At 44.5% G+C, this 24,108-nt stretch carries 18 protein-coding genes; 13 read left to right on the top strand and 5 right to left on the bottom strand.

The window, feature by feature from the left end:
* Positions 1–344: 344 nt before the first annotated feature.
* A complete protein-coding gene (locus tag DHBDCA_RS05155; RefSeq protein WP_015043120.1) occupies positions 345–764 on the bottom strand; it encodes a response regulator in 420 nt (139 codons plus the stop codon).
* A 184-nt stretch (positions 765–948) separates the two neighbouring features.
* Here DHBDCA_RS05155 and DHBDCA_RS05150 point away from each other — a divergent pair, with 184 nt between their 5' ends.
* Together DHBDCA_RS05150 and mscL are read left to right on the top strand one after the other, a co-directional pair.
* A complete protein-coding gene (locus DHBDCA_RS05150) occupies positions 949–3,120 on the top strand; it encodes a two-component system sensor histidine kinase NtrB (RefSeq protein ID WP_242824970.1) in 2,172 nt (723 codons plus the stop codon).
* Between the two features lie 85 nt (positions 3,121–3,205).
* Entirely contained in the window at positions 3,206–3,610 is a 405-nt protein-coding gene (gene mscL / locus DHBDCA_RS05145) for a large-conductance mechanosensitive channel protein MscL (RefSeq protein ID WP_015043118.1), read from the top strand.
* 138 nt (positions 3,611–3,748) lie between these two features.
* On the opposite strand, the gene DHBDCA_RS05140 is transcribed toward mscL, so the two are convergent.
* The gene (locus DHBDCA_RS05140; protein ID WP_015043117.1) at positions 3,749–4,648 is read right to left on the bottom strand and encodes a glycosyltransferase; all 900 of its coding nucleotides are present in this window, start codon (positions 4,646–4,648) and stop codon (positions 3,749–3,751) included.
* 219 nt (positions 4,649–4,867) lie between these two features.
* Here DHBDCA_RS05140 and DHBDCA_RS05135 point away from each other — a divergent pair, with 219 nt between their 5' ends.
* Entirely contained in the window at positions 4,868–6,256 is a 1,389-nt protein-coding gene (locus tag DHBDCA_RS05135) for a hypothetical protein (protein ID WP_041226339.1), read from the top strand.
* An 88-nt stretch (positions 6,257–6,344) separates the two neighbouring features.
* On the opposite strand, the gene fliB is transcribed toward DHBDCA_RS05135, so the two are convergent.
* Positions 6,345–7,619 (bottom strand): flagellin lysine-N-methylase, encoded by a 1,275-nt coding sequence (gene fliB / locus DHBDCA_RS05130; protein ID WP_242824969.1) that lies wholly within the window; start codon positions 7,617–7,619, stop codon positions 6,345–6,347.
* 118 nt (positions 7,620–7,737) lie between these two features.
* Between fliB and DHBDCA_RS05125 the strand changes: the two genes are divergently transcribed.
* Complete coding sequence (locus tag DHBDCA_RS05125) at positions 7,738–8,808, top strand: tetratricopeptide repeat-containing glycosyltransferase family 2 protein (protein WP_015043114.1); 1,071 nt, start codon at positions 7,738–7,740, stop codon at positions 8,806–8,808.
* Here DHBDCA_RS05125 and DHBDCA_RS05120 read toward each other — a convergent pair.
* On the bottom strand, positions 8,805–9,830 hold the full coding sequence (locus DHBDCA_RS05120) for a DNRLRE domain-containing protein (RefSeq protein ID WP_242824968.1): 1,026 nt from the start codon (positions 9,828–9,830) through the stop codon (positions 8,805–8,807). The two genes, DHBDCA_RS05125 and DHBDCA_RS05120, sit on opposite strands and share 4 nt — an antisense overlap.
* 134 nt (positions 9,831–9,964) lie before the next feature.
* Between DHBDCA_RS05120 and DHBDCA_RS05115 the strand changes: the two genes are divergently transcribed.
* From DHBDCA_RS05115 to DHBDCA_RS05100, 5 genes are all read left to right on the top strand, one after another.
* Positions 9,965–11,053: a glycosyltransferase gene (locus DHBDCA_RS05115; RefSeq protein ID WP_015043112.1), complete on the top strand. Its 1,089-nt coding sequence runs from the start codon at positions 9,965–9,967 to the stop codon at positions 11,051–11,053.
* 68 nt (positions 11,054–11,121) lie between these two features.
* A complete protein-coding gene (locus DHBDCA_RS05110) occupies positions 11,122–12,702 on the top strand; it encodes a glycosyltransferase (protein WP_015043111.1) in 1,581 nt (526 codons plus the stop codon).
* A gap of 87 nt (positions 12,703–12,789) precedes the next feature.
* The gene (locus DHBDCA_RS05105; protein ID WP_015043110.1) at positions 12,790–13,620 is read left to right on the top strand and encodes a class I SAM-dependent methyltransferase; all 831 of its coding nucleotides are present in this window, start codon (positions 12,790–12,792) and stop codon (positions 13,618–13,620) included.
* Positions 13,621–13,778: 158 nt separating this feature from the next.
* A complete protein-coding gene (locus DHBDCA_RS15685) occupies positions 13,779–14,072 on the top strand; it encodes a hypothetical protein (protein WP_015043109.1) in 294 nt (97 codons plus the stop codon).
* A 4-nt stretch (positions 14,073–14,076) separates the two neighbouring features.
* Complete coding sequence (locus DHBDCA_RS05100; protein WP_242824967.1) at positions 14,077–16,617, top strand: phosphodiester glycosidase family protein; 2,541 nt, start codon at positions 14,077–14,079, stop codon at positions 16,615–16,617.
* Between the two features lie 148 nt (positions 16,618–16,765).
* Here DHBDCA_RS05100 and rsgA read toward each other — a convergent pair whose 3' ends face one another.
* Positions 16,766–17,842, bottom strand: coding sequence for a ribosome small subunit-dependent GTPase A (gene rsgA / locus DHBDCA_RS05095; RefSeq protein WP_015043107.1), 1,077 nt, complete (start codon positions 17,840–17,842; stop codon positions 16,766–16,768).
* Positions 17,843–18,151: 309 nt separating this feature from the next.
* Here rsgA and DHBDCA_RS05090 point away from each other — a divergent pair, with 309 nt between their 5' ends.
* The 4 genes from DHBDCA_RS05090 (at position 18,152) to menD (ending at position 24,100) form a co-directional block, all read left to right on the top strand.
* Complete coding sequence (locus DHBDCA_RS05090) at positions 18,152–19,423, top strand: MFS transporter (RefSeq protein WP_015043106.1); 1,272 nt, start codon at positions 18,152–18,154, stop codon at positions 19,421–19,423.
* Positions 19,424–19,630: 207 nt separating this feature from the next.
* Positions 19,631–20,842 (top strand): NADP-dependent isocitrate dehydrogenase, encoded by a 1,212-nt coding sequence (locus DHBDCA_RS05085; RefSeq protein ID WP_015043105.1) that lies wholly within the window; start codon positions 19,631–19,633, stop codon positions 20,840–20,842.
* A gap of 256 nt (positions 20,843–21,098) precedes the next feature.
* A complete protein-coding gene (locus DHBDCA_RS05080) occupies positions 21,099–22,262 on the top strand; it encodes an isochorismate synthase (RefSeq protein WP_015043103.1) in 1,164 nt (387 codons plus the stop codon).
* A 107-nt stretch (positions 22,263–22,369) separates the two neighbouring features.
* On the top strand, positions 22,370–24,100 hold the full coding sequence (menD, locus tag DHBDCA_RS05075; protein WP_015043102.1) for a 2-succinyl-5-enolpyruvyl-6-hydroxy-3-cyclohexene-1-carboxylic-acid synthase: 1,731 nt from the start codon (positions 22,370–22,372) through the stop codon (positions 24,098–24,100).
* Positions 24,101–24,108: the final 8 nt, after the last annotated feature.

Raw genomic sequence — 24,108 nt, 5'->3', positions numbered from 1 at the left:
CAACTATTAATGTAAATTATCCTCAAGAAGAAATAGGATGCAAAGACACTTTAGTCTTTGCATCTTTGGCTCTATGTAAAATATTGGGGTGAACCTCTAAACAAGAGTGACTCTAACCGTTATGATGTTGATAATAGTTCTTAGACTGTTATCAGTATTTTTTTGAGCTAAGCTGAGGTTGACGACATGGTGCCATCTGCTTTTCGGCTGTTGTGCCATCCATGGGTGCGCCACGAGGTGTCCTGGAATAACTGCATTACAAACACCCTTTGTCAGTTCGGCCGATGGTGATCAGTTTTCCGGCGATTACTTTGAAATCATTGATCATACAAATTATACACCCTTTATACTGCGACCGGTGTCGAATCCTGAAGTGCAGCGTTATTGGTTGCAGGTGTTTGATGATTTACCAGCTTGTCAACGGTATCGACCAAAACTTCCAGATCAAAAGGTTTACTCAGCAACCCCTGAAACTGATCTTTATCAGGCAAATTTTCTGCATTAGGGATTGAAGCCGTAATAATGACTGCAGGGATACTGCAAAGCTTTTTATCATTACGCATTTTCTGGATAAAATCTCTGCCATCCATTTCTCTCATGATCAAATCAGTAAGGACTAAATCAGGAATAAAACCGGTGTACATCAGGTACAGACCTTCCATGGCGCTTTTCCGCACTTCAACCTGATGTCCTTCATCGGTTAACACGGTTTGAATAACCATTCCAATAACGGGGTTATCTTCAACGACCAATATTTTATTCATGTGTCAATCCTCCAAATTAATATGGATTAGGACTAATTTCAGTATAACACCGGGATTGAGCGAATAGTGTCGAGTCGTGTTTCCTTAATCAGACTAACATGGAAAAATAGTGTAATATCTGGAAGGAAATTATCAATTCTGGTCGAATTTGCTTATGTACAGATAGGATAGGCAAAGGAGGACCATGACCGTGTCCGAGTGGATTGAGGCAGCCGAAATGATCAAGTCGGAACGCTGGAACATTTTTTTGGAATGTATCGGAACAGGCTTACATTTGAAATTGATGATTGTATCTGAAGATGGCACGTTATTAACGAAAAGGCCTGAGTCCTGCCCCATTTGTCATCAGACGTATGAACCTTTCAGCCGGCAACCTGTTCGCTGGCCATTGAATGAAGGTTTCTTTCTGGATGCAGTGGAGTGCTCTTCCTGCCGGCAGGGAAAATCGAATTTTTCCGTGGCTGACCGGGCCCGTTTAGCTGCGAATATGCTCAGCAGCTTCCAGAATGCGCTGGCCGGATCTAGCGGAGAGATACGGACTGTTGAATTATCTGCGCTGCGTAAATTGAACCATACTGTTATATCTCTTTGTCACGGAGAAGAAAATGTTCAGGATCAATTGCTTGAGCTTATTTTGAATGCTCTGATGATCCTGCTCGATGCAGAGGGCAGCTGGCTGGAGTATGCAGACTCAGGATTCTCTGTCTTACTGATCAAAGGAGATGAGCGTGCGGTAGAGGCGGCCCGTTTAAATAAATATTCTTTTGAAACAACGGTCTTTGAAATCAACCAAGGTAATTTACACGGAGAGTTAGGCGTTTTACAGCCTCGTGATTTCAGCCGGGCGGAATTTCTGCTCCCTCTAATGGCTGAAGAGTGTATCATTGCTTTTGATGGGGTTTGTTTATGCCGGCTGCTCAAGAAACAGCTGGATGTACTTTTGGGTGCGGTTGGCAGTGCAGTTGTTATGATTGACCGTCATTATCGAATTATCTATGCCAACAGACAGGCAGAGCAATTGATGAATGGTGCAAATGTTGACCTGCTCGGAAGCTCGATCGCTGATTGGCCGGGACCGTGGCTGGGTTATATCCGTTCCAATACCATTATCCCGGTTGGCGGGCAAATGGATTCTTTCCCGGATAAGTACAGTGATTCCGACATTTGCCGCGTTGACTGGCAGGTGTCTCCGCTGCTGGAAGAAACGACAGTCAGAGGCTGGCTGCTGCTGTTGGAGGATCGGACGGATTATTACCGCTGGCAGGAGAGTGCCCGTCAGGCTGAACGTTTTGAGGCGACTGCAAAAATGGTGGGCGTCCTGGCGCATGAACTGCGTAATCCAATCAGTGCGGCAAGCGGGCTTCTACAGCTCATGGGCCGCAAGAAAGATCCTGAACTGACACGCAATTATAAAGACCTGGTTTTGCGGGAACTTGACAGGGTCACCCGTTTATTGAATGAATTTTTGCTGCTTGGAAAACCATCCAACATTGAAGCCGAACCGATTGACCCGGTTGCTTTTCTCCAGGAACTGATGCCGCTGTTTCAAGGAGAAGCTATGGGTACAAAGTCGGATATTATTCTGGAAACAGGAAAGGTCTCACCAGTGGCAGCTGATCCGGGACAATTAACGCAGGTCATGCTGAATCTGGTACGAAATGCAGTCCAGGCTGCAGACGCCGGGGGAAGAGTAATCATTCGGCTGGAAGAACGCGGCAATCAGGTTTGTATCAATGTCATAGACAACGGGCCGGGATTAACGCCGGAAGCCATGAAAAATTTATTCCGTCCGTTTTTTACCACGAAAGAAAGGGGAACCGGTCTTGGACTTCCAATTGTTCGGGCCATCGTACATAATCATGGCGGTGAAATTACGGCTTTTAACAGGGAAGAGGGTGGCGCTGTCTTTTCAATGAGTTTCCCCCCGGCGGCAAACGAAAAAAACAGTGAGACCGACGTACTGATCGCACTGGAAGATAATTTGTTTAATTATCCGTTGGAGCAGGCCCTTTTGAGCACTGGGGTAAAAGTAACAACGATTTCGGGTCTGAAAAGGGTGCTACAAGGTTCCGATGAAATGGGTTCCTTTGAAATTTATCCCAAAGTCGTTATTGCCGAATCACCGGATGGGGAGGACGGCCCGAAGACGTCAGCATTAATTGCTGAATGCCGCACACATTGGCCTGATTCCAGGATCCTGCTGCTTGTGACATCAATACAGCCGCCATCGATGGTTAAAGAAACGGATGAAGCAATACAGTACAGTGGGAACCAGCAAGTAAGCTATATACAATATTCTGCTGATCTGACCGGATTGATCAGTACAGTGCAGCGTTTATTGGAACATTGGGAATAATATTCTTTGGATGGCAAGGAGCGGCGAGGAGGCGTTGTGCAAAACAGTTTGTTTGATTATAATGGTAACAGAGAGGAGTGATCCGATGGTTAATGAGTTCAAACATTTCATCATGAAAGGTAACATTGTCGATTTGGCGGTAGCTGTAATTATTGGTGGTGCCTTCGGGAAGATTGTCACGTCTCTAGTTAATGATATACTGATGCCGGTTATCGGATTCTTGCTCGGAAGGATTAATTTCGCTAATCTGAAAATTGTCATTACGGAAGCGACAGACAGTGTACCGGAAGCGGCGATCAGGTATGGCGCATTCATTCAATCGATTGTTGATTTTCTGATTATTTCACTGGCCATCTTCTTTATGCTGAAAGTGCTGATGAAATTAAGGAAAAAGAAAGAAGAAGAGCCGCTCGCTCCCGAATCACCTCCGGAACCTTCTAATGAGGAAATCCTGCTTACGGAGATAAGGGATATCCTGAAATCCAGGTAATTTTGCATAGATCGATTAACATAAAATGAAGCTGTGAACAACGAATCGAATGGTTAAGAGCATCTTTCCTATGGCGGAAAGGTGCTTTTTTGTTGCATCAATTCTTTTCGTTTCTTGCTTCATAACTTGCTTTATTTCTTAATTGGAATTTTGAATATAATATTTGATATTTTCCATTGCCCAGTTTTGATGATACAGGTTTTTTCGGGTTGACTCGGGATCGGATATTGAGGCTGAATAGGCTGACCTTTTTCCTTGCTTAAGTTCCTGGAATACCTTGAGAAAGTTTGGCCGGAACTTTGCGGCGGCAGCTCTATTAATATAATATCTGCGCCAGATATTGAAACAGGTGTCTACCGGATGATTCAAGCTGCACCATCTTTCAGCCTGACATTCGGCGCAGTTAATGGACTGCGTCATCTCAATTTCAACGGTATTGATAAAACCTGCCTTGAAATCAGTATGACAACAGATCCGCGCAGATAGTTCGGAATCACCATAACAGCATTCTTCGTTCCAATAACCGATTTGATTGATTAATTCCGGTCTTAAGGCTTGGCAGCAGCCTGGAACAAAGTCGAGCGGAGCGTCAATATGACCGTTTTCTAATTGTAAATAATGAATATTGTCTTTAACTCTGGAAATAACCGGAGGGTAATACCGAGGGTAAGGTTTTCCTCTTTTAACGCCCAGAAGACCTACCTCAGGAAATATCTCAAAAACCTCCATAAAACGTGAAATCCATTTCTTGCTGATCATAAAAACATCACTGTCAATGGTTAAAAAATATTGTTCCGGTTTTCTTCTGGAAAGATTCAAGTTCAGGGGATAAATGGGCCCGCAGTTTAGAGGAAGCCTGGTTACTGATTGGATGCGAGGGTCCTGAAGGGATCTTAAATATTCCCAGGTATCATCCCTGGAATTGCTGTCGATGATGTGCATTTCAAATTCTTCTGAAGTATCGAGGATCGAATCAAGATTTCTCGCGGTCAGACCTAAGCGGTTAAATGTAATATAACTGATGAAAGGTGGAATCATTGTCTTCCCTTCCTCTTTCCATATCTTGTTCCAAATACTTCTGGAGCATGTTTTAGAAGCTATTACAGCATATTGTATGAAAAATAGGTTGAGCTTGTTTGAGATATCTCCATTATTTTGAGAAAATGCTTGTTTTTGTTCACAACAAATTTCCCAAAATCATATTAATAAGCACGTACTAAAATTGGATAATATTAGAAATACAAAGGAGGTATTGTGGTGTCTGATGACTACGAAAATGGTAAAAAGATATTGGATAAAATATCTTTGGCAAATTTCTTATGTCACTTGCAGATAATCCAAGATGAATTGCGTAATAATCAAACAGAAACCGGATATGCAGCTGAGTCCGGATTATACGCACGTTTTACTACAATTAAACAAGCTGTGAATACAACAATCATATGTATTGGTGTATTGTCGGGACTCTTTTTAGGTGGGGCGACAATAAAAATTCTTTACAAGAGCAAGGTGGACAATCAAACCAGTCCCAAAGATCAGGTAGGTAGAAAAAAGATTGTGATCGTAAGAAATCTGAAAATAAGCGTAACTGCGGTAGGAGCCCTGTTTTTCTTTGGCAGTTCGTTTAAATTTTTCTGCAAGAAAAAAGGCTGCTGTCCCAAGCATCGGCCTGATTGCAGAAAAATTCTGAAGCTTTTGGAAAGCCCGACATTTGGGCTTGCAGAAATTAAAACAGAGATATTTTCGATAGAAAAAGCAGTGAATCATCCATTTTTCGGATTACAGGAGATTAAGTCCGAAGTTCAGGTTATTGAATTCACGGTTGAGAATATCGAAAATAAGCTAGACAGCCCAACGTTTGGGTTGGCAGAGATCAAGACGGAAGTCTTCAGTATTGGCACACTGGTTGAAGGCATTTTCACGAGCATGATGGGAGCAACGTTTGGTCTGCAGGAGATCAAATCCGAAGTAGCCGCAATCGAAGGGGCAGTGTTCAGTCCAACATTTGGCTTGGCGGAGATCAAGACGGAAGTCTTCAGTATCGGAACGCTGATTGAAGGTATTTTCACGAGTATCGTAGGATCGACTTTCAGTCTGCAGGAGATTAAATCCGAAATAGCCGCAATCGAAGGGGCAGTGTTCAGTCCGACATTTGGCTTAGCAGAAATTAAAACGGAAATCTTCCAGATCCAAAACGCTGTATTGAGTCCCACCTTTGGTTTGCTGGAAATAAAATCTGAAATAGCAGCGATAGAAGCAAGTCTAGGTGCTGCCAACGCTCAGACTTCAGGACCGTTCAAACTCAGTAATCCCAGTGTAGGGAATATCCTGGATGTTAAAGTCATGAACAACAGTGCATCCACTATCGGGCCCATAAATGTTTCGGTCTTTAATGTAGATGTCTGTCCCAAGACACTTCTCAGTCCAACTTTCAAATCAACGGTTACCTTGCCACCTTACTGCACGACAAGCATTTTCTTCAATCAAAAATTGCCCAACACCCAGATAGAAATCGAAGTATCCGGTGCGACCCCAGGAAAGGTATTTATTTGGTCAAGAACAACACCTACTGTGGTCAGTGACCAAATTGTAGACCCACTTTTCAGCAGTAATTATCTACCGTTGCAACAGCCTCTTGATCCTTGATTGTCAAATAGGTATAAGATGAGCGTTAGAGAAGCCCGCCTGTATTATTTCAGGGTGAGCTTCTCGCTATTCGAAAGTGTCTTTGGCTTTAATCCTTGACAAAAACTGCAATATGAGCGAGAGAATCCAAATGGTTTTGTTTCAGCGCTTGAATCAGGTTATGGAGAATCGGGTATTTATGTTCGACAGCCTTTGTATAGGATTGAATCACCATGAGGGCAGTATCAACGGTCAATTCCTGCTGATAAGCCGATATTCCAACGAGCTGCATTTTGAGCAAGGCATAATTAACTGCCAGAAGCAAGTAACTGTAATAAACTGAATTCCCATTCAAGTCATAAGGGAACAGCTTCATAAAAACGTAATTTAAGAGGTAGTTTTCCAGGATATAGTCATGTTCACGCATAAAAGGGGAGTAATACCTTTGGTAGGCTTCTTCATAGCATTTACCAACTTGGGTATAACTTGTTGAAGCATAAAAACGAATTCCTTCTAAGAATTTACTGAAACAACGCAGATACCGGTCTGATTCAATCGAGGGAAGAATCACACGGATAGCAGGAGGTAGAAACAGGGAAATACGTGGGACCGGAGAAACAGGAATGGCTGTTATATCCTTCATTGCTGAAGCATCCGAAAAAAGAGCTGTGTAGCTCAAAATGAGATCCGGGATTCTATCAACAGCAGACACTTTCTCCAGTCGTTCAACCTCTTCCATAAAGGCCCCAAGAAAAACAACCCTGTCATCTAAATGGTATTTTCTGTTTTTCAGGATACTCCAAGTGAATTCTCTGAGTTCAGACAGGTGCTTCGCAGGTTTATTCTGAAATATTTCGTCTTCGGTGTTCAGCAAATTGTAAACAAAATTCCGGGTATCATTAGGCTCTTCAACTTCGATTAAATCCATCGCCTCAGTCTGTGACAGAGCTAGACGCGCCGCTTCCGGACAAGCTAGAGTCGCTGATTTTTCCAGGACACCGTTAAAAATATTGCCTATACACGGAAAGGAAGCGCAGATCTCGGATAAGTACTGTTCTCCTTTCCGGCATTGCAGGAAGCACAGTTTTTCCTCCGTGAGGAAAGGACAACGATAATCTTTGGTCGGATTGATGGTGATATAATCCTGTTTTGCTGTCGAACTGCGGATGATATAAATGTTTTCTTCAAATAACTTGCGAATTAGCGGATCATTTTCCATCTTGTATTTGCTGAAGGTTTCAGGATCTATTCGGATGTTAAACCCTATGCAGCAGGAATTTTCACAGGCTGAGGCAATACAGCTGAAGGTTTTCAGATAGGAAGGGGATAAAACCTTTCTTTTTGCTTCGGTCATGGAACGCACCTCATCCTGGTTTATATTCATACCACTATATTCATATTACTATCCTATGTAACCATATTCCGGGTTGAGACTGCACATAACAATTTCCGCAACATAAAAATATAGCAAAGAAAAATGATAAAGCACCGGAGAGAACGCGATGATTACGATCAGTTTATGTATGATTGTCCGGGATGAGGAACTGACACTGGAAAGATGTCTGACGGGGATTAAAGGCATTGTCGATGAGATTATCATTGTGGATACCGGTTCTGTTGACCGAACTAAGGAAATTGCAGCAAAATTCACCACGAAGATTTATGATTTTACATGGATTGATGATTTTGCTGCGGCCAGGAACTATTCTTTTTCCATGGCTCAGATGGACTATATCCTGTGGCTGGATGCTGATGATGTAATTTTGGAAGAGGACCGTCAACTTCTTATGGAATTGAAGCAGGAAATACCGCTGTTCTTTGATGTTGTGATGATGAAATACAATGTTGGCAGGGATGAAAAGGGGCATGAGACCGACACCTTTTACAGGGAACGGCTGGTTAACAGAAGTGCCGGTTTCAAATGGTGCAATCCAATTCATGAGTGTATTGAGTTCAGCGGCAATATTCTCCATACTGAAATCTGCATTACGCATTGTAAAGAACGCGGTACAAGCGACCGAAACTTAAAGATCTTGGAAAAACTCATAAGACAAAGCAGCAAAACCAGCGCCAGGGATCTGTACTATTACGCGAGGGAACTGTATATCAACAGCCGTTATGAGGAGGCCGCTGAGCAATACAATCGCTATTTGGACAGTGAAAATATGTTTGAAAACTATGCGATACTGGCTTGTCTGGACCTTGCCGATTGCTATCATCGGGCTCAGGAATGGAAAAAAGCGCTCCGGATATTGATCCGGAGTTTTGAATACGGCAGTATGCGCGCTGAGACACTGTGTTACATTGGGAGCTTATATTTGGAAAAAGAAGAATACCCGAAGGCAATCGGTTGGTACGAGTTGGCGCTTACCCTCAAAAAGCCTGACATCAGCTGGAATACCGTCCTGCATGATTTCTGGGGTTTTATCCCGAATATTCAGCTATGTTACTGTTATTACAGGATCGGAGATATGGAAGAAGCACAAAAATACAATGAAAAAGCGGCTCAATATAAACCGGATGATCCGGGAGTCATATTCAACCGCAAGTTATTTAGCAGTCCTGGCTATTAAGGAGCTGCAATTACTTCAAAACTAAAGTAGTTGAAGTTATCCAGGTACTTGGCGGTTATGATAATTGTCGTCGTATCCGCAACTGCTAGCGTCATAACCCCGGTATCAGGGTCAACAGGAAGAAGCGTATTCGATGATTCGTAACGTAAAGCAGTTTCATTGGAATTATCAATATTGGTATTGACATCGATTGTACTGCCGACGGTATCCGTCATAGCGGCGTTTGCAGCATTTACAAATGACAGCCTTTCATAGACCATAGGTGTAGAAATATTCATTGTTCTGGTCTCTCCAGGGTCCAAACTAATAGAGGATGACTGGGCCCAAGCATCATCATCCTGGCTTTGCTCCACAATAGCAAGACCTGCTGTTGGGGCCGCTGAATCATAGGTGATTGTATAAGCTGTTTCTAAGGCATGCCCTTCTAAAACAAAGCTTGTGGATAAATAGGAGAAGTCACCGATTACAGGACTGGTGTAAATGACGGTATGGGTCAGGGAATACTCGATAATCAGCATAGGCCACATGGCACTTTCGGCATATTCTCTTGTCCTGAAGGCCAAAAGGGAATTTGTAAGCTCTGTAGTTTGAAGCATAATGCCATAATTGGCGGCGGGTGTAATATACCAGTCTTTCACCAGATCGGTCATGGTGATATCGATATAGCCATTAGGGTTGTTATCATCAACCAGCGTATAATCAGGAGTTAAAACGGATCCGGGAGCATTATCCCAGGTTACAGCAGTTTCTTCAAAGGCAGCGGTTAAACGATAAATATCCAGCTGCTGCGGCGCGCCTGCTTGATAACGCGTAGTCAGATAAAGCCGGAGTACCGCTTTCTGGATGGTAATATTGGGTTCAAGCATGGCGAGGTCAAACCTTAGCAAGTTTCTGTAGATTGAACCGGAATACGGATCCAGGCCTGTATACATTGTACCTGTCTTTCCATTGTTTTCCGTTGGGGTAAGACTGGTTATATAGGCATCGGCTGCCGCGTAAAATGTGTGAATCAATTCTATCACCTTTCCTTTTTGAACGAGGTTTTTCTACGTTATATAGTATTCTGCTTGTCCGCGGATTGCGCATCGAGATTCACCAGACTTGCTCGATTCACATAGTATGAATTGTGAATTTGATATAGTTCAAGGAGAAAAAAATGGTCACAATTAGCCTGTGCATGATTGTAAAAAATGAGGAAAAGACGCTCGGAAGATGTCTCGAAAGTGTCAGAGATATACCCGATGAAATGATTATTGTGGATACTGGTTCGACGGACCAAACCAAAATGATTGCTGCCCGTTATCAAGCTAAGGTCTATGATTTTGCCTGGATAGATGATTTTGCAGCAGCCAGGAATTTTTCTTTTGCCCAAGCTACCCAGAACTATATTCTCTGGCTGGATGCGGATGATGTGCTGCTGGAGGATGACAGGAATAAGCTCCAGCAGCTGAAAGAGACCCTGAATCCGCAAGTGGATATTGTGATGATGAGATACAACCTTGGCGTTGATGATAAAGGGAATGCTGTCTGTACTTTTTTCCGGGAAAGACTCCTGAAAAGGTCGATGAACTATACCTGGCAAGACCCGATTCACGAATATATAAAAATTGAAGGAAACATTATCAACTCGGACATTTGTGTGACCCATAAAAAAGTTGAACGGAAGACCGCAAGAAATCTGGAGATCTTTGAAAAAATTATTTCCGAAGGCCGGATCTTAAGCGACAGAAATTGTTTCTATTACGCACGGGAGCTTTATATTAACAGCAGAATTGACGAAGCCATTCAATACTACGACAAATTCCTCGATACCGAGGGAGGGCTTTTATCTAATTATATTGATGCCAGCATCGATATGAGCAACTGCTATTTGAGCAAAAATGACCGGAGAAATGTGCTTAAAGCTTTGCTGCGAAGTATGGAGCACGATCTTCCCAGGGCAGAAGTCTGCTGCCAGATCGGTCATTTGTATAAAACTGCGGAGGATTATCCCAAAGCAATATTCTGGTATGAGCTGGCAACCACGATAAAAAAGCCGGAAGAAAGCTGGGGGTCTGTCGTCCATGATTGTTACGGTTATATTCCGTGTATGGAGCTTTGCGCCTGTTACTTTAAATCCGGTAACCTGGCGGAGGCCATCCGTTATAACAAGAAAGCCGGCGAGTATAAGCCGGAAGACAAGCTGGTCCTGCATAATCAAAAATATTTTGAAACTTTACTGGGCAGCGTCGTCAGTAAAAATTAAAGATGATGATATACAAAATAAACAAATGCACTTTAGGCATCGGCAATCTATAATCAGGAGTCAAAATAATGGAGAAGAAAAAGATTCTGCTGGGAAGCCCTGTCTGCCAAAAATCCAATATCTTAAGAGAATTTCTTGATTCGCTAACCAGACTGGAACAGGAAGATGTATGCATCGAGTATATTTTTGTTGATGATAATCATGAGGAAGAGTCCAGCCGGCAGCTGCTGCTTTTCGCCCAAAACAAACCGGTCAGACTGTATCAATCCGTGGACAAAGAAAAGAATCCTGAAACCTACGTATGTGATGACGCAACCCATCACTGGAAAGAGCACCTGATATGGAAGGTTGCTAAGTTTAAAGATTTTATGATTCAAAAAGCGATTGAAGGTTCTTACGATTATTTGTTTTTAGTTGATTCGGATTTGCTTCTTTATCCTCAAACTATTACCCACCTGATTGGAACCGGCAAAGATATTATCTCCGAAATCTTCTGGACGACGTGGTATCCGGAAACTCCGGAGCTGCCCAATGTGTGGCTGTATGACAGCTATGATCTGGTTCGCAGGCTCAGAGGGGAGAGCCTGACCCCGGAGGAACAAATGAAAAGGCAGCAGGCTTTTCTCAATCAATTGAAAGTCCCCGGCGTTTACGAGGTCGGAGGTCTCGGAGCATGCACGCTGATCGGCAGAAAAGCCCTGCTTCAAGGAATCTGTTTCAGGGAAATAGAGAATTTAACTTTATGGGGAGAAGACCGCCATTTTTGCATCCGGGCCAAGGCACTGGGGTTGGACTTGTTTGTGGATACGCATTATCCGGCTTATCACATTTACCGGGAATTAGCGCTGGCGGGGGTAAGTGATTTTAAGAAAAAGTGCGACACCGATAAAGGTAGACTAGAAGTAAAAGAGAGAACAAATGAAAAATATTTAAGTGTTCATAGACCGAAATTAACGCTGTCGATGATTATGAAAAATGAAGCAAATCGCTATCTGGAAAAAGTGTTGCAAGAACACAGGCACTCTATAGATGAAGCTGTCATTATTGATGACGGCAGCACGGACAACAGTGTCGATCTTTGCCGGAAGATCCTTCGGGGGATTCCGTATCAGATCATTCAGAACCCGGTATCAAAATTTCAAAATGAAGTGGAACTTAGAAAACAGCAGTGGGAAGAAACGGTCCGGACAAATCCGGAATGGATCCTAAACCTGGATGCAGACGAAATGTTCGAACGTAAATTTAAGGAGAAAGTCCAGGATTTAATCTGTAATCCTGATGTGGACCTTTATTTTTTCCGTTTATATGATTTCTGGGATGACAATCATTACAGAGAAGATAAGTACTGGCAAGCCCATTCCATTTATCGGCCTTTCTTGATCAGGTATAGGCCGGATTTTCAAGCTGAGTGGAATGAAACCCCCCTGCACTGCGGGAGGTTTCCCAAAAATATTACAATGCTTTCCTATGCTTTAGGCGATATGAGGATCAAACATCTGGGCTGGGCGGACCCGAAAGACCGTTTGGCGAAGTACCTGCGGTATTTGCAGCTTGATCCTGAATCGCGTTATGGCTGGAAAGAACAGTATGAGTCTATCCTTGACCCGAACCCCCGACTGGTCGAATGGGAAGAGAGTCCATTGCGTTAGTCATATCAAATACACTTGTTGGGAGAACCGAATATCGTGATGGAAGGTATCAAAATAGAAAAATGCCCTATATGTGAAGGATGTAGATTGGAAGTTTTTTTTGAATACAGCGGATTCAGACTGATTCATTGCCTGAAATGCGACTTAATTATGAATGAGCACGTTGCTTTGAGCATGCAGGGCAGCAGCCCGGACAGTCTGATTGACGCAACGTATGACGACAGCTGGATCATGATGCGCCAGCAGTACATCCAGGATACTTTTCTGCAGCATGCAAGTTTTAATATTTTGCTGCTGGAAGTGTTTTGCCCCCATAAAGGTGACCTTCTGGAAATCGGTTCCGGTACAGGTGAATTTATTTTCATGGCCAAAAATGCGGGATGGAAGGCCACGGGTGTAGAACCGTCTGAAAAGGCATGTATATTTGCTGATGAACGATTCGGAATTCAAATGATCAATCATGTATGGCAGACCGGCGTATTGGAACAAAATAAAAAATTTGAGGCAATCGTATTTTGGCATGTTATGGAGCATATGGCTGATCCGGTGGGATTCCTCAAAGGAATATCCGGCTTGTTAAAACCGGATGGGAAAATATTTTTCAGCATTCCGAACAGGGATTCATTCACCAACGCGGTTTACGGACCTTATTCCCCGCTTTTTATGGAAAGGGATCATCTGTTTCATTATAATGCTGTGAATCTGACCCTGCTTCTGGAAAAGGCAGGACTCAAACCGGTTTCACTTTTTTCGAGGGAAACGTATCAAAAAATGGAATCGGACCTGAACGCTTTATCAAAAATATCGAACAGGCCCGATAGCGGATCCCTCGATCAGATGATGGGAATGATAGCGCGGCTGCAGTCTCAGCACCAGGGGCATGAACTGTTCTGTATTGCAGTTTCATTATTTTTATAGGTCGTGCTCTGAAAGAAAAACTGAAAGAAAAATTATGTCAAAAAGGTAGATAAAACAGCAGGCAAAGGTGTATACTTAAAATAAGTTGGAAGAAATTCCAAATTTTTGCTGTGTATAGACAGAAATATCAGACAGAAAGAGGAGACAAACAAATTATCATGATTCAATTTAAAAAAGCATTATCCGTTGTTATCGCCATGATATTATTCGTCGCAACGCTTTCAAGTGAAGCAGCAGCCTTGCCGGCTGCGCTTTACCAATCAAGCACCCTGCAAACGATTACTGCTGGGGCAACTTTGGAGAATATATCGAGATTCACTTTGAACGGCTGGTTAAATATTAATGTTTTACGAATTGATACGACGAATCCAAATATAAAAATTGATACATTGACAAACGATCAGATAACAGAAGAAACTCGTCACTGTTCCCGCTCTAGCTCAACAAGATAACGCTGTGGCAGCGGTGAATGCCAGCTTTTTCAACGCAATAAATGCGGGAACCGGCTATGCCGACGGGCCAATCGTTCAAGATGGTAGCTTGTTGTCGACAGCCGGCTGGTATAATCAAAATAAAAATGAAATGGCTTCTTTAAGCTTAAGCAATTACGGCGAATTGAGTATTGACTATTGGAAAAATGAGATTCAATTGATTGGCCCTGATTCTGCGCCGTTTGTTGTTTCTCAGTACAACCAGCCCAGCCGTCGGAATTATACCGATATTACCGTTCTTGATAAGAAATGGGGGGCTTCCACACTAGGGGCTTCGGCTGCCTATCCTGACCTGGTTGAAGTTCTTGTATCTGACGGCCGGGTTGTGGAGGTGCGTCAGGCTCAGTCAGCTGCAGCGATTCCTACTAATGGCTTTGTAATCATCTCCAGGGGAGAACAAGCAGCAAAACTGGTGCAAAGTTTGCAAATTGGCGGACAAGCTTCTCTAAGCCTAAACTCAACTCCGGACTGGTCCGGCCTTCAAATGTCAGTCACCGGAGCTTCTGTTCTGGTTAAAGACGGTCAGATACCCGATAAATTCTCATATAATGTTAGCAGCTTTAATCAGAATAATCCCCGCACGCTCGCAGGAAGTACGCAGGACGGCAAACAACTGATTCTGGTTACTGTGGACGGAAGACAGGACAACAGTATCGGTCTTACCCAAAAAGAGTCAGCAGCACTGATGCTGCAGCTGGGCGCTTACAATGCCATGATACTTGACGGAGGCGGGTCAACGACCATGGTGGCCCGAACCCCTGGGACAAAGCAGCTCCAGGTTGCCAATGTCCCTTCAGAGGGAACATTAAGGCCAGTTGTGAACGCCATCGGGATTTTTTCTTTGGCTCCTGCCGGAACGCTTTCAAGATTAATCATTGAAACCGAAAGTCCAAATGTTTTTGTCAATACTTCGAGAAGTTTTACACTTAAAGGAGTAGACCAATACGCGAACCCGGTGGACATTGACCCTGAGGATGTGAAGTGGGGAGTCAGCGGTATCAAAGGCACGTTTTCAGGAAGTACGCTTCGTCCGACTTCCGTGGGGGATGGAAAAGTCACCGCAAAGGTAGGGGATTTGACGGCTGAGTTGGATGTTTGCTCTTTAAGCGCCCCCGCAAGGCTTATTCTGAGTACCAATGAAATCAAGGCGCCGTCAGGGCAAAGCCAGACGATACAGGTTACAGGCTGCAGTCTGGAGGGATTTACAGCTCGGATTCAGCCGGAAGATATTCAGTGGAAGGTATACGGCAGCATCGGCATCGAAGAATGTCTTAATGGTGTCTTCCAGTCTCAGAACGCAGGTACAGGCTATATCAAGGCTTCCGTCGGCAATGTTCATGCCTACTGTGCGGTTGCCGTATCTTCAGAAAGTACGGAAAATAAATATGCTTTTGAAGACAGCCTTGGGACATTTTCTGCAAGCTCGGAAAATGTCAGGGGTTCTTACCGGATCAGCAGCGGGCAGGTTTATGCAGGTCAAACATCCGGAGAACTGATGTATGATTTTCTTAATACGGAGGACCCTGGTGAGGCATCCATCCTTTTTGGAAATAAAGGGATCCCGCTTAACGCCAATACGTCAGGACTTGCCGTTTGGGTTTATAATTCTCTGGAGAATACCAACAAACTCATGGGAGAAGTTATAGATGCCAACGGTAAAAAGCATCAGGTCCAATTTTCAGCGGATATGAGCTGGAATGGATGGAGACAGGTCAGCGCTTCTCTCGGAAGTATCAATTCCCCGTGCTATTTGACAAGACTCTATGTCCGGAACACGGATCCTTCCAATAGCGGCGGAATGATTTATTGGGATGAGCTTACGGCAAGCGTGAGCAATCATCCTGCCATCGATACTGCCAAGATACCCCAAAATACTGTACTCGCTGATAAGGCCAACCGGGCGGCAACGTTCTCTGCGGGATCAAGCAATTTCAGGTTTGCGGTGTTCGGCAGCAGCGTGCAGCCCAGCAGCAAATCCAAACAACAAAGCTTGATGCAACTGAATACGTTTATCAATAAAAATATGGATCTTGCCATTTACACCGGAGCAAGCGCTGCCAAATTAGCCGGAGGAGTGACCAAGCCTGCTATGAAAACTGGCAGCGGGTATAAAATTTTTCATTACAAGAACAGTACTTTCATTCAGCTTGATTGCAGCAAAGGAGGGCTTCGGAGAACTAACCCGGCGCAATGGACCTCGCTGTTCAAAGAATTAGACAGCAGCAAAGGCGATCAAATCTTTGTATCCATGGACTGTGCTCCTGGTTCGTTTGTTAATGCCAAAGAAGCTGCTTTACTTAAGGATACTTTAGCGGATTACCACAAGGAGACCGGCAAAAATATCTATGTCTTTTATCCGGGCTCCACGGATCAAGTTCAGTTGGACAGGGGAGTACGTTACATTTCCTGTGCGGGCTTCAACACTTCCGCAGCAGGCAAACAGGCCAATAAGCTGATCGTTACCGTTCTGGATGATCAAGTTACCTACGAATTTAAAGCGCTATAAAAACGTAGAAAAATCGCTATAGAAAGAAAAAGACTTTAGCTGAATGGGAAAAAACCAATCAGCTAAAGTCAACTTGTATTTCGCTTACCCGAGTAAAGTTCTGGATCTTTGTTAACGGAATTTAGAAATCGATTTACTTGGGTTCGTGCTATCTTTGTTTCTTATTTTTGAACTGGCGCATGGCCTGCTTCATTTCGCCTTTGCTGCCGAACATGCTTTTGATTTTTTCCTGCTCAAGCTGCCGCGAATTTAAACCTTCGTAAGCAAGCTCTTTTTGCAGTTTCTGATAGCTGTTTACCCGGTCTTGCAGCAGTTCACCATTTTCAATCGCTTTGCGTACCGCGCATCGCGGTTCCGTGGTGTGGGAACAATCTTTGAATCTGCACTTTTGGGCAAATTCCGCAATATCATCGAACGTTTGGGCCAGATCACCGGATTCAATCTGCAGCTCCCGCATCCCTGGCGTGTCAATGACAAGGCCTCCGTTAGGAAGCTGCAGCAGCTGGCGGCTGGTCGTTGTATGCCGGCCTCTGTCGTCATCACGGATCTCCCGGGTAGCTAACACTTCCTGGCCCAGCAGGCGGTTAATCAGGGTCGATTTTCCGACACCGGAAGAACCGATAAGGGCAACTGTTTTACCATTGGCAATATAGGTTAAAATATCCCGGTAACCGTTTTCTGTCATACTTGAACAGACAATGACGTCTGTGCCGGCACAGACATCCGAAATTTTTTGAAGCTTTCTGTCTAAATCCGTGCAGAGGTCAGCCTTGGTCAGAACAATGACTGGAGTTGCCATGCTGTTGAAAGCAATGGTAAGGTAGCGTTCCAGCCTGCGCACGTTAAAATCATAGTTTAGGGACATGCAGATAAATACGACATCAATATTGGCCGCGACAATCTGGACAGCATGGGTTGTTCCTGCAGCTTTCCGCTCAAAGACACTTTGGCGGCGAAGCACCTGGTGAATGATCGCGTTGCCGGAACGCTCGTTTAAGCGGTCAATCATGATCCAATCCCCGACGGCCGGAAAATCTGCGTTATTTCTGGCGTTAAAAATAAACTTGCCGGAGACCTCAGCCTGCAGCTCGCCATTTTCAGCGATCACTTGATAGAAATCCCGGTGCTGTTCAATGACCCTTGCTAAATATAAACCCGGATATAAAGTTGCTTCTTGTGCAAAACGATCATTCAGCCCGTAGGCAGCTAAAAAGTTGTTATTCATTTTATCCTCCAAAATTATTCATCTCAAGTCATGTTAGAGAATTTTTTGGAGGGTACAAGTTTAGTAAACCTGTTTGCCCTCCCGACAGAGGACAAGGGGCTCGTGAGTGCAATAGAACTTCATCATAAAAATACTCCTTTGGTTTAAAGTAAATGTTGAAATACAATATAATTATACCATAAATGCCAATCACCAGAGGAAGATGTGTATCAAGGATAATCGTATCGTGTTATCCTTGATGTCAAAAAATTAGAGTTATTTTGAGAAATGTTCAGGAAAAAGTATCTATAGATGGGAGAAATTACTGCTATGCCTGACCTGAAAAATACGCCAAGCATAACGAGATTGCCAAACGGATCGAACTGGAAGAACGACACTGTTCTGTTTATAGCAAGCCAGACGCTCTCGCTTTTTGGGACATCGCTGGTTCAGTACGCGATGATGTGGTACATCACCTTAAGCACGCAATCCGGCGTGATGATGACGGTTTATATCATCTGCGGATTTTTGCCGACATTTTTGCTTTCTCCGTTTGCCGGAGTCTGGGCTGACCGTTATAACCGTAAAAACCTGATCATGCTGTCGGACACGCTCATTGCGGCAGTTACCCTTATTCTGGCCATTCTTTTTTTGCTGGGCTACAAAACCGTCTGGCTTCTGTTTGTGATGGCTGCCCTGCGTGCGTTTGGAACGGCTGTTCAGACGCCAGCTGTAGGTGCATTTTTACCTCAGCTCGTTCCGCAGGATAAGCTGACCAAGGTCAACGGCATCAACGGCAGTATTCAGTCGCTGGTCATGCTGGTATCACCGATGATCAGCGGAGCATTGTTAGCCATAGCTGCAATTGAAACAATCTTTTTTATTGATGTGGTCACAGCTGCCATTGCTGTGACGGTATTGTTTGTATTCCTGAGGGTAGCTGCCCATGCCAAAGCCTTGCAGAAGCAAACCGTCAGTTACTTCGGTGATCTGAGAGAAGGGATCCGGTATGTTCTTAACCATCCGTTTTTGAAAATTTTCTTTCTATTTACAGCTGTTTTCTTTTTCCTGGCAGCGCCTTCTGCGTTTTTAACCCCGCTTCAGGTTACACGCAGTTTTGGTAATGATGTCTGGCGGCTGACTGCAATTGAAGTTGCGTTTTCGCTTGGCATGGTTATCGGCGGACTCGGGATGGCATCCTGGGGAGGCCTCAAAAACCGGGTAAACACGATGACCCTGGCAGCGTTAATGATTGGGGTATGTACTCTCGCGCTTGGGGTCGTTCCGGTTTTTTGGATTTACCTTCTTTTTATGTTCCTGATCGGGGTCGTCATGCCCATCTTCAATGTCCCGGCAATGGTTCTGCTGCAAGAAAAAGTGGAAGGGGATTTTCTAGGCAGGGTATTCGGTGTTCTGACTATGATATCAAGTTCCATGATGCCGCTTGGGATGTTGGTGTTCGGTCCTTTAGCTGATGTAATTAAAATAGAGTGGATGCTGATCGTGACCGGTGTGCTGCTGTTTATTCAGGGGTTTTTTCTGCTTGGAAATAAAACCCGGATTGAGCCGGAAAGACAAGAGCAGCCTGCCGGAAAACCTTAAATGGTTAACTGAAAAGCTCAAATATTCAGGTGGAAAGATTTAAACATAGACGCTGATAATAGAAGATGGCAGAAATGAATTCTGTATTATTCTTTGTGTTTGCTTGTATATCAATTCGATATTTTATAGTATAATAGCAGTCGAAATTATGTCATTGACAAAAGCTTTCGATTTTAGACATTTTTCAGATATATTAAGGAGGACAAAATGCAGAAAATCCAAATGAACGTCCCACTGGTAGAGATGGATGGCGATGAGATGACCAGAATCATCTGGAAATCCATTAAAGAGATCTTGCTTCTACCCTATATCGATTTAAAAACTGAGTATTACGATCTTGGCCTGGAATACCGGGATCAGACGAATGACCAGGTTACGATCGATGCCGCTATGGCCAACAAGAAATATGGCGTTGCCGTAAAGTGCGCTACCATTACGCCGAATGCCCAAAGGGTTGAAGAGTACAATCTGAAAGAAATGTGGAAGAGTCCGAATGGCACCATCCGAGCGATTCTGGATGGAACGGTTTTACGAGCGCCGATTGTTGTGAAAGGCATCACACCAATGGTCTCTGCCTGGAAGAAACCGATCACGATTGCCCGTCATGCTTATGGTGATGTTTATCGCAATGTCGAATACAAAGTCCCGGGCGCTGGAAAGGCGGAACTCGTTTTCACCAGTGAAACCGGTGAAGTGAACCGTCAGACGATTTTTGACTTTGCTGGCAAAGGCGTCATTATGGGAATGCATAATGTCGACAAATCCATTGAGAGTTTTGCGCGTTCCTGCTTTAACTATGCGCTCGATGTCAAGCAGGATCTATGGTTTGCGACCAAAGACACGATTTCCAAACTGTACGATCATACCTTCAAGGATATTTTCCAGGAAATCTTTGATGCGGAGTACAAGCAGAAATTTGCCGATGCGGATATTGAGTACTTCTACACGCTGATTGACGATGCAGTGGCCCGTGTTATCCGTTCCGAGGGCGGATATATCTGGGCATGTAAAAACTATGACGGGGACGTGATGTCCGATATGATCGCGACAGCTTTCGGCAGTCTGGCCATGATGACATCGGTTCTGGTATCTCCCGATGGCTGCTATGAATATGAGGCAGCACACGGGACAGTAACCCGTCACTATTACAAGCATCTTAAAGGCGAAGAAACCTCAACGAATGCGATGGCTACCCTGTTTGCCTGGACCGGAGCATTAAGAAAACGCGGCGAAATCGACGGACTGAAAGATCTGATCGAGTTTGCAGATCAGTTGGAAGCCGCTTCCCTGCAGACAATCGAAGCAGGAATTATGACCAAAGACCTGGCCCTGATTTCCGATCTTCCTGAAAAGACGGTTGTCAGCACGGACGGATTCCTACTTGAAACCAAAAGGACCCTGGACAGAATCCGTGGTTAATTCTCGCACATCGTGTTGGATTTAACTGAATGAAATGACTGGGTGATTAAACAGCCTTGGTCCGAATTTCCATCGGATTAGGGCTGTTTATTATATCTAAAAATTTTTCAATTTATGGGGTAAACATGGTTTTTTATAAAAAAACTGCGGATTACGTGAAAAATTTTCCTCCTTTTGATAAAATAGTATATATATCGCCGAAAATGTAGGATAATACTATAGGAAATTAATTTTGCACAAGCGGAGACGGAAAAAATTGAAGTATCTAAAAAAAGAAATGAAATTGGAAAATCCTCTGGCTTTTTGGACCCATTTTGACAAACAGGATCGTCTTTTCTTTTATAATCCCCTGACCGGTGAACTGATCATCGGGGCAATACGTTGGAAAACCTTTGCTGAAGGAGAAAGTTATCAGAATTACGACCTAGTGTTTTCTGCCAGAACCTTTTTTCAGTCGGTCCGTGATCCCAAATGGGCCGGACTTGGCAATGAAACCATTGCTTTCAAGTACTATTATGTTGAAAAGGACGGCAAGCAGCTTTTATACTATCCCGAGCAGGCGCCGAAGGAAGAAATTTGCGGGTTAGAGGACAGGGAGACAAAGTCTGTCCGCCATACCTATACGATCGCTGATGATGATTACCCGCAGTGGCAGGAATTATTCACCAATGTCAAACAGGAAATATCCTTAAAAAACGTGGATAAAGTGGTTATTTCCAGAGAAGTGAAAATCAGTTGTGCCACGACGGTTCATGTTGAGAGCGTACTCAAGAGCCTCCGGGAAAAAAACCCGGACAGCTTTGTTTTTGCGTATGCGAAGGAAGGACGGACTTTTCTGGGTGCTACGCCGGAAATCCTGGTCCAGAAAGCGGACGATGAAATTATCAGTTATGCCCTGGCGGGCACAATTCCCCGTAACGCCATTGATGAGGGGACTCAAATGGAGATCCTGCTAAACGACCCTAAAAACCTGCATGAGCACCGAATTGTGCGGGATACCATAGCCGATGTGATGAAAAAATACTGCGCTGAGGTATGGATCGACGAGACAAGGATTCTGACCCTGAAAAACCTTTATCATCTAAAGACCCGTCTTGGGGCAAAAGACCGCAGTCTTTTAACCGCCTGGGTCACCCGTCTGCATCCGACGCCGGCCCTTGGCGGCAATCCGGTCGGACCCGCCCTTGACATTATTGCCCGAGAGGAAAAACACGAGCGGGGGATGTATGCGGCCCCCCTGGGAATCATGGATCAGAACGGTAATGGCATTTTTGTGGCCGGTATCCGGTCGGCCCTTATTCAGGACAATATGGTCTATGCGTATACGGGATGCGGGATCGTGGAAGGATCCGATTGTCTGGAGGAATACATCGAGACGAACGATAAATTAAGGACGATCCTGGAGGGCCTTGTACCCTGAACCCCATGTCCTTAAATCTAATCCTGGAATCTTATGATTCTAACTTTGGAAATCTTTAAGCTTGGGATTTGAAATATGTTGGACATGAAGGTGAGGATAGTACGACGATGACCGATTTTTTTGTAGCAACGAATTACATAGCGGCCCTGGTGGATGAATTGTACCAACTGGGCGTAAGGGAAGTTGTGATCAGCCCGGGATCGCGTTCTACCCCGCTGGCAATTTTATTCAGTGAACATCAATTTGAGATCTATGTCAGCATTGACGAACGTTCCGCAGCCTTCTTTGCACTCGGGGCAGCCAAAGAGATGCAGAGACCCGTCGTGCTGGTTTGTACATCAGGATCTGCTGCAGCGCACTATTTGCCGGCCCTGGTAGAAGCCAAATATTCCAGAGTTCCGCTGATTGTTCTGACGGCCGACCGGCCGCCCGAACTGCGTCAGGCCGGAGCGCCCCAAACCATTGATCAGACCAGGATTTACGGAGAGTATGCGCGTTTTTTTGAGGAACTGGCATTACCCGAAGAAGATGAACGGATGTACCGCTATGCCAGGGCAGTTATGCAAAGAGCTTACGGCAGCGCCATGACGGGAAGCTTTGGCGTGTCCCACGTGAATATCCCGCTGCGTGAACCATTGGTGCCGGATTTAAGTAAACTTGATTTTACAGCAGGCCGCTACAGAGATGCTTTTAGACTTCATAAAGAACCTTTCAGCCTTAACAACCCGTCTTCGTATCTGCTTCCTGCCGAGCCTTTGGAAGTTCATCCGAAATTTGATGCAGCATTCAGCAATAAAAACGGAATCATTGTTTGCGGCGGCGACGCGTATGCTGACTATCATACAGAGGTACTGGCCCTAGCGGCGCGTTTGAAAGCGCCTGTACTTGCCGATCCGCTGTCCAATTTCCGCAGCTTCTCAAGCGAGATCATTTTGGACAGCTACCAGGCATTTCTAAAAGACGATGCGGTCAAAGACGAATTAAGACCTGAATATGTCATCCAGTTTGGACAGACACCTGTGTCGAAAAGCCTTCAGCAGTATTTGGCCCGGCATCAGGACGCATTATTTGTCCAGGCCGATACAGTATTTGACTATCGTAACCCGGCACTTTCCACGAATCATTATGTACTGGCTTCACCTAAACTTTTTGCAGCGTCGGTCAAAACCGAAAACAGCAGCCGGGGATATTTGGATAGGTGGCTCATTTGCCAACAAAGAATGCGGGTGCAGCTAAGACAAGCCAGACAGGAAAAAGGACTGTTTGAAGGGGCCTTGATTCAAAGGCTTCAAGATCTTCTGCCTCAAGAATCCAGGATTCTTGCAGCCAACAGTATGGCCGTCCGCGATGTTGATGATTTTCTGGAAGCTCGCGCGCAAAACCTGAAGGTACTAGGAAACAGAGGTGCCAATGGAATCGACGGCATGGTTTCTACAGCCCTTGGTATAGCGGCTGCCGGTAAACCGACGGTGCTGCTGACCGGAGACATTGCACTTTTCCATGATTTAAATGGGCTTCAGATCGCCAAGAATCACCCGTTGAATCTGACCATCCTATTGTTCAATAACAATGGCGGGGGGATCTTCAGGTACTTGCCCCAGAGCCGGGGAAAATATTTTGAAACGCTGTTCTTAACCCCCCCGGGCTTGGATTTTTCTGCATTAACTGCTCTGTATGGCATCGCCTACTTTGAACCGAAAAATTATGAAGAATTTGAGCGCAGTTTCCAAACAGCTCAGAACACACAAGGCATCAAGCTTATTGAAGTAAAAATAGATCTGGAGTTAAGCAAGGAACTGCATGACAAGTATACCCGGCTGCCATCAGAAAATGACTAAGGTGGATG

The sequence above is a fragment of the Dehalobacter sp. DCA genome (assembly GCF_000305775.1).
GTDB lineage: Bacteria > Bacillota > Desulfitobacteriia > Desulfitobacteriales > Syntrophobotulaceae > Dehalobacter > Dehalobacter alkaniphilus.
The sequence above is the reverse complement of the archived record's forward strand: the minus strand, read 5'-3'. Positions and strand labels throughout refer to the sequence as shown.